The 6,972-nt window shown below is 60.5% G+C and carries 6 protein-coding genes; 4 read left to right on the top strand and 2 right to left on the bottom strand.

The genetic code is table 11. From position 1 onward, the window contains the following. Positions 1–62: 62 nt before the first annotated feature. Both IF690_RS01695 and IF690_RS01690 read right to left on the bottom strand, forming a co-directional pair. On the bottom strand, positions 63–1,283 hold the full coding sequence (locus tag IF690_RS01695) for a CaiB/BaiF CoA transferase family protein (RefSeq protein ID WP_202698590.1): 1,221 nt from the start codon (positions 1,281–1,283) through the stop codon (positions 63–65). A 13-nt stretch (positions 1,284–1,296) separates the two neighbouring features. Then, entirely contained in the window at positions 1,297–2,478 is a 1,182-nt protein-coding gene (locus IF690_RS01690; protein ID WP_202698589.1) for an acyl-CoA dehydrogenase, read from the bottom strand. Positions 2,479–2,635: 157 nt separating this feature from the next. Between IF690_RS01690 and IF690_RS01685 the strand changes: the two genes are divergently transcribed. The 4 genes from IF690_RS01685 (at position 2,636) to IF690_RS01670 (ending at position 6,883) form a co-directional block, all read left to right on the top strand. Continuing rightward, positions 2,636–3,535: a LysR family transcriptional regulator gene (locus IF690_RS01685; RefSeq protein WP_202698588.1), complete on the top strand. Its 900-nt coding sequence runs from the start codon at positions 2,636–2,638 to the stop codon at positions 3,533–3,535. Between the two features lie 451 nt (positions 3,536–3,986). Then, complete coding sequence (locus IF690_RS01680; RefSeq protein ID WP_016703895.1) at positions 3,987–5,108, top strand: Re/Si-specific NAD(P)(+) transhydrogenase subunit alpha; 1,122 nt, start codon at positions 3,987–3,989, stop codon at positions 5,106–5,108. Between the two features lie 15 nt (positions 5,109–5,123). Continuing rightward, the gene (locus IF690_RS01675; protein ID WP_007902743.1) at positions 5,124–5,447 is read left to right on the top strand and encodes an NAD(P) transhydrogenase subunit alpha part 2; all 324 of its coding nucleotides are present in this window, start codon (positions 5,124–5,126) and stop codon (positions 5,445–5,447) included. Next, a complete protein-coding gene (locus IF690_RS01670) occupies positions 5,447–6,883 on the top strand; it encodes an NAD(P)(+) transhydrogenase (Re/Si-specific) subunit beta (RefSeq protein ID WP_202698587.1) in 1,437 nt (478 codons plus the stop codon). The genes IF690_RS01675 and IF690_RS01670 overlap by 1 nt, the downstream gene beginning before the upstream one ends. The last annotated feature ends 89 nt before the right edge of the window (positions 6,884–6,972 follow it).

Below are 6,972 nucleotides of genomic sequence, written 5' to 3'. Positions count from 1 at the left end.
TGAATAAACCTGAAAACATCCCAAAAGGTATGTTTTCAGGCCTCATATATAGAAGAGCGCATTCACAACACACCCGAGGCTCGCAAGGCATCCACAGACTCAAGTTCAAGCCCCAGCACCCGCTGCAGAACCTCGGCGGTATGCTCTCCTAACAAAGGAGGAGCATGACGGTACTCGACCGGCGTTTCGGAGAGCCGGATCGGGCTCGCCACCTGAGGCACCAACCCCGCCAACGCATGAGGCAGCTCGATCGCCAACCCGCGCGCCTTGACCTGCGGATCTTCGAACATCTGCGCCAGGTCGTTGATAGGGCCGCAAGGCACTCCAGCCTGCTCCAACTGGGTAACCCACTCAGCGGTGGTCTTGAACACGGTGGCCTGACGGATCAGCGGAATCAGCACCGCCCGATTGGCAACCCGCAGCTTATTAGTCGAAAAACGCGGATCGTCCGCCCACTGCGGCTGGCCCGCCACCTCGGCAAACTTGCGGAACTGCCCGTCATTCCCCACGGTAAGAATGAAATCACCATCCGCCGTAGGAAAGTCCTGATAAGGCACGATATTCGGGTGAGCATTACCCAGACGCTTGGGAGCGACTCCAGTGGTCAGGTAGTTCATCGCCTGGTTGGCCAGACATGCAACCTGCACATCCAGCAGTGACATATCGATGTGCTGCCCACCACCGCCATGTTGCCGATGCGCCAATGCGGCGAGAATAGCGACAGTCGAGTACAGCCCCGTCAGGATATCCGTCAACGCCACGCCGACCTTCACCGGCCCGGCACCTTCATCACCCTCGGGACGCCCGGTCAGACTCATCAGCCCGCCCAGCCCCTGGATCATGAAGTCGTAGCCGGCACGTTTGGCATAAGGCCCGGTCTGGCCGAAGCCAGTAATGGAGCAATAGATCAGGTCAGGGTTGAGCGCCTTCAGCGACTGATAGTCCAACCCATAGGCCGCCAAGCCGCCGACCTTGAAGTTCTCGATCAGAATATCGGACTTGGCCGCCAGCTCGCGCACCAGGCGCTGGCCTTCCGACCGAGTGAAGTCGATGGTTACCGATTGCTTATTGCGGTTGGCCGACAGGTAATAGGCAGCCTCCGTGGTGTTCTCGCCATAAGCGTCCTTGAGGAAAGGCGGCCCCCAGGCGCGCGTATCGTCACCATTGCCCGGACGCTCGACCTTGATCACCTCGGCCCCCAGGTCCGCCAGGATCTGACCGGCCCAAGGCCCGGCCAGCACTCGCGACAAGTCCAGCACCCGCAAATGAGATAACGCGCCCATGGTCGTTCTCCTATTAGTAGAACGCCTGGATGCCGGTTTGCGCGCGCCCCAGGATCAGGGCATGGACGTCATGGGTCCCTTCGTAGGTGTTCACCACTTCCAGGTTGACCAGGTGACGGGCGATGCCGAACTCGTCGGAGATGCCGTTGCCGCCCAGCATGTCGCGAGCCATGCGAGCGATATCCAGGGACTTGCCACAGGAGTTGCGCTTCATGATCGAGGTGATTTCTACCGCCGCAATGCCTTCATCCTTCATCCGCCCCAGACGCAGGCAGCCTTGAAGGGCGAGGGTGATCTCGGTCTGCATATCCGCCAGTTTTTTCTGGATCAGCTGGGTAGCCGCCAGCGGCCGACCGAACTGCTGACGATCCAGGGTGTATTGGCGAGCGGTGTGCCAGCAGAATTCGGCCGCACCCAGAGCCCCCCAGGAAATACCGTAGCGGGCAGAGTTCAAGCAGGTGAACGGACCTTTCAGGCCACGCACATCCGGGAAGATGTTCTCTTCCGGAACAAAGACGTTGTCCATGACGATTTCGCCGGTGATGGAAGCGCGCAGGCCGACCTTGCCGTGAATCGCCGGAGCACTCAGACCTTTCCAGCCTTTTTCCAGCACGAAGCCGCGGATATCGCCGGCATCGTCTTTGGCCCACACCACGAACACGTCAGCAATCGGGCTGTTGGTGATCCACATCTTGCTGCCGGTCAGGCTGTAACCGCCGTCCACCTTGCGAGCACGGGTAACCATCGCGCCCGGGTCCGAACCATGGTTGGGTTCGGTCAGGCCGAAGCAGCCAATCCACTCGCCGGAAGCCAGCTTCGGCAAGTACTTCTGTTTCTGGGCTTCGGTACCAAACTCGTTGATCGGCACCATCACCAGGGAGGACTGCACACTCATCATCGAGCGGTAGCCGGAGTCCACACGCTCCACTTCGCGGGCAATCAGGCCATAGCAGACATAGTTCAGACCGCTGCCGCCGTACTGCTCGGGGATGGTGGCCCCCAGCAGGCCGACTTCACCCATTTCACGGAAGATTGCCGGGTCGGTCTTTTCATGACGGAAAGCTTCGAGCACACGCGGCGCCAGCTTGCCTTGAGCGAATTGCTCGGCACTGTCGCGCACCATGCGCTCTTCTTCAGTGAGCTGTTGATCCAGCAGAAGGGGATCGATCCAGTTGAAGCTTGCTTTACCGCCCATGAGTGAGTCCTCGTGAAGTAGGTCAACGTTCGTGGGTTGATCCTAGGCCGGCTTTCCGGGCGCGGCAAACGAGGATTTCGCATACTGTTGTGCTAATTTCTCACTTCGTAACCGCCGTAAACGGCTTTTAGCGATTCCATTAGTGAGATTGCCGTACATGCGCAGAAAGATCCCCAGCACTGCCGCCCTCATCAGTTTCGAAGCCGCCGCACGCCACGAGAGCTTTACCAAGGCGGCGCAGGAGCTTTCGTTAACCCAGGGCGCAATTTGCCGACAGATCGCCAGCCTGGAAGAGTTTCTCGGGGTCGAGCTGTTCCGCCGGTCCCGACGCGGCGTCAAGCTGACCGAAGCCGGGCTCTCCTACAGCCGCCGCGTGGCCACCCAACTGGACGCGGTGGAACGCGACACGCTTTCCGTCATGGGCCAGCAGGGCGCCAACGTCATCGAGCTGGCGGTGGTCCCGACCTTTGGCACCCAATGGCTGTTGCCCCGACTCAAGGATTTTCAGCAGCGACACCCGGAAGTCACGGTCAACCTGACCAACCGCACCCGGCCTTTCCTGTTCGCCGATACCGACTTCGACGCCGCGATTTACTTTGGCGATGCCGACTGGTCGGGCACCCAATCCCATCGCCTGATGGGAGAAAACCCGATGCCGGTGTGCAGCCCAGCAACCCTGGGCAACCGCACCCGGCTAAGCGCCGAAGAAATCGCCGAGCTGCCGCTGCTGCAGCAGACCACGCGCCCCTATGCCTGGCGGCAATGGTTCAACTCACAGCACCTGAATATCCCGCGAGACATGACAGGCCCGCGTTACGAACTATTCTCCATGCTGGCGCAGGCCGCCATGCACGACATGGGCATCGCCCTGATCCCGCCATTCCTTATTCAGAGGGAACTGAGGGAAAAGCGCCTGGTGATCGCCAACCCCGAAGCCCTGGCGAGCCTCAAGGCGTACTACCTGATGATTCCCGAGCGCAAGGTGGAATCAGCGTCTTTACGGGCTTTTCGCGATTGGCTGGTGGAGCAGGCACAAAGCTACAGCCTGGAGAAATAGCAGGGCAGGGCAACAAGCTGACCTGGTAGTCAGAAAAAACAAAGCACTACAGATATAACTAAATGTCGCATTCAGACAGACTGTATCGATAGTCGGAACAATCGTCCTATAAGCGCCTAACCACGTGGCTTGTAGGGCTTTTTGGGGCCCATGAACGCTCATTCATACGAGCAATATGAAAATTGTTTTATTTTCCGTCGAAATCCTTACAGGTCACGGCTTACAAGGGATTGAGCCCGATCATTGCGACATTCGGTCACAGGGTGACTTGTAGTTAATTTTCCGTCACCCCTCATAATCCCTTGAAGGGCGTAATGTTCGCCTGCAAAATGCCGCGCCCCGCCTTGATTCTGGCGGGATCGTGCTGATCGGCCGCCCCAGCTGCACCATCCGTAGTGCGCTGGCCTTCTAGAAAAGATCGAAAGCAATAAGATCACGCAGGAGATTTGACGTGCACATTGGTGTTCCTCTCGAGACCCAAACGGGTGAAACACGGGTTGCTGCAACCCCGGAAACCATCAAGAAACTGATCGGCCAGGGTCATAAAGTCACTGTGCAGAGCGGCGCCGGCATCAACGCCAGTGTTGTCGACAGTGCCTATGAAGCGGCAGGTGCAACCATTGGCAGCGCCAACGATGCATTCGGCGCGGAGCTGATTCTCAAGGTCGTGGCTCCCAGTGACAGCGAGCTGGCCCTGATCAAAAGCGGCACCGTCCTGGTGGGCATGCTCAATCCGTTCAGCAATGAAACTATTGCCAAGATGGCCGAGTGCGGCATCACCGCCTTCGCCCTGGAAGCAGCCCCGCGTACCTCGCGGGCCCAGAGCCTGGACGTGCTGTCCTCGCAAGCCAATATCGCCGGTTACAAGGCGGTGCTGCTGGCTGCCCACTATTACCCGCGCTTCATGCCGATGCTGATGACCGCCGCGGGCACCGTGAAAGCCGCTCGCGTGCTGATTCTCGGCGCCGGTGTTGCCGGCCTGCAGGCCATCGCCACCGCCAAGCGCCTGGGCGCCGTGATCGAGGCCTCGGACGTGCGTCCGGCGGTCAAGGAACAGATCGAATCCCTGGGGGCCAAGTTCGTCGACGTGCCTTACGAGACCGATGAAGAACGTGAATGCGCCGTTGGTGTCGGTGGCTACGCACGCCCGATGCCCGCCAGCTGGATGCAGCGCCAGGCCCAGGCCGTGCACGAACGCGCCAAGCAAGCAGACATCGTGATCACCACCGCCCTGATTCCAGGCCGCAAGGCGCCAGTACTGTTGAGCGCCGAAACCGTGGCCCAGATGAAGCCGGGTTCGGTGGTCGTCGACCTCGCCGCGGCCCAGGGCGGCAACTGCCCGCTGACCGTGGCGGATCAGGTGGTGGTCGAGAATGGCGTGACCATTGTCGGCCCGACCAACCTGGCCGGCGCTGTCGCTGCCGATGCCTCGGCGCTGTACGCCCGCAACCTGCTGGACTTCCTGAAGCTCGTCTTCACCAAAGAAGGTCAGTTCGAGGTCAACCTAGAAGACGACATCGTCGCCGCGTGCCTGATGTGCCGCGACGGCCAAGTCATCCGTAAAAACGCCTAAGCAGGGATTCAGACGATGGAAGAGCTTATCTCCCCCGGTATCTACAACCTGATCATCTTCGTGCTGGCGATTTATGTCGGTTACCACGTGGTCTGGAACGTTACACCCGCACTGCACACGCCGCTGATGGCGGTAACCAACGCCATTTCGGCGATCGTCATCGTCGGCGCCATGCTGGCCGCCGCCCTGACCGTGACGCCGCTGGGCAAGACCATGGGCACGCTGGCCGTGGCCCTGGCCGCGGTCAACGTGTTCGGCGGCTTCCTGGTAACCCGCCGCATGCTTGAGATGTTCAAGAAAAAAGCCCCGAAAGCCGTAAAAGAAGAGGCGCCCCAGTAATGAGCATGAATCTGGTAACGACGCTCTACCTGATCGCGTCGATCTGCTTTATCCAGGCCCTCAAAGGCCTGTCGCACCCGACCTCCTCGCGTCGCGGCAACCTGTTCGGCATGCTCGGCATGGCTCTGGCGATCGCCACCACCGTCGGCCTGGTGTTCAAGCTGGGCTCGGAGCTGGCGACCGTTGGCATCGGCTACGTGATCGTCGGCCTGCTGATAGGCGGCACCGCCGGCTCGATCATGGCCAAGCGCGTGGAAATGACCAAGATGCCGGAGCTGGTGGCCTTCATGCACAGCATGATCGGTCTGGCAGCGGTGTTCATCGCCATCGCCGCCGTGGTCGAGCCGCAGTCCCTGGGCATCGTCAAGCAGCTGGGGGATTCGATTCCGGCCGGTAACCGCCTGGAACTGTTCCTTGGCGCGGCCATCGGTGCCATCACCTTCTCCGGTTCGGTGATCGCCTTCGGCAAGCTGTCGGGCAAGTACAAGTTCCGCCTGTTCCAGGGCGCACCGGTACAGTTCGGCGGCCAACACAAGCTGAACCTGATTCTCGGCCTGGCGACCCTGGGCCTGGGCGTGACCTTCATGCTCACCGGCAACCTCGGCGCCTTCGCCCTGATGCTGGTCCTGGCCTTCGTACTGGGCGTGCTGATCATCATCCCCATCGGCGGCGCCGACATGCCGGTGGTGGTGTCGATGCTCAACAGCTACTCGGGCTGGGCGGCGGCGGGGATCGGCTTCTCGCTGAACAACTCGATGCTGATCATCGCCGGCTCCCTGGTGGGCTCGTCCGGTGCGATCCTGTCGTACATCATGTGCAAGGCGATGAACCGTTCGTTCTTCAACGTACTGCTTGGCGGCTTCGGCAACACTGCAGACGCTGGCGGCCCGGCGGGCGCGCAAGAGGCCCGTCCGGTGAAATCCGGTTCGGCCGACGACGCTACCTTCCTGCTGACCAACGCCGACACTGTGATCATCGTTCCGGGTTACGGCCTGGCGGTCGCGCGGGCCCAGCACGCGCTGAAAGAACTGACTGAGAAGCTGACCCACCACGGCGTCACCGTGAAGTACGCGATCCACCCGGTAGCGGGGCGCATGCCCGGCCACATGAACGTACTGCTGGCCGAGGCCGAGGTGCCGTACGACCAGGTGTTCGAGATGGAAGACATCAACTCCGAATTCGGCCAGGCCGACGTGGTGCTGGTGCTCGGCGCCAACGACGTGGTCAACCCGGCGGCGAAGAACGATCCGAAGTCGCCGATCGCCGGCATGCCGATTCTCGAAGCGTTCAAGGCCAAGACCGTCATCGTCAACAAGCGTTCGATGGCCAGCGGCTATGCCGGCCTGGACAACGAACTGTTCTACCTGGACAAGACCATGATGGTGTTCGGCGACGCCAAGAAAGTCATCGAAGACATGGTCAAAGCCGTCGAGTAAAACCTGCTCCAGCGCAACACCCAAGACCTCAGCCTTTAGTAGGCTGGGGTTTTTTATTTCCCGCACAAACCCGACAAAAGGCTCTAAAT

The organism is Pseudomonas sp. SK3(2021) (assembly GCF_016772375.1).
GTDB lineage: Bacteria > Pseudomonadota > Gammaproteobacteria > Pseudomonadales > Pseudomonadaceae > Aquipseudomonas > Aquipseudomonas chlororaphis_I.
The sequence above is the reverse complement of the archived record's forward strand: the minus strand, read 5'-3'. Positions and strand labels throughout refer to the sequence as shown.

Coding starts and splice junctions, on each gene's coding strand:
- IF690_RS01670 (WP_202698587.1), top strand. CDS start 5,447: ATGAGCATGAATCTGGTAACGACGCTCTACCTGATCGCGTCGATCTGC.
- IF690_RS01695 (WP_202698590.1), bottom strand. CDS start 1,283: ATGGGCGCGTTATCTCATTTGCGGGTGCTGGACTTGTCGCGAGTGCTG.
- IF690_RS01685 (WP_202698588.1), top strand. CDS start 2,636: ATGCGCAGAAAGATCCCCAGCACTGCCGCCCTCATCAGTTTCGAAGCC.
- IF690_RS01690 (WP_202698589.1), bottom strand. CDS start 2,478: ATGGGCGGTAAAGCAAGCTTCAACTGGATCGATCCCCTTCTGCTGGAT.
- IF690_RS01675 (WP_007902743.1), top strand. CDS start 5,124: ATGGAAGAGCTTATCTCCCCCGGTATCTACAACCTGATCATCTTCGTG.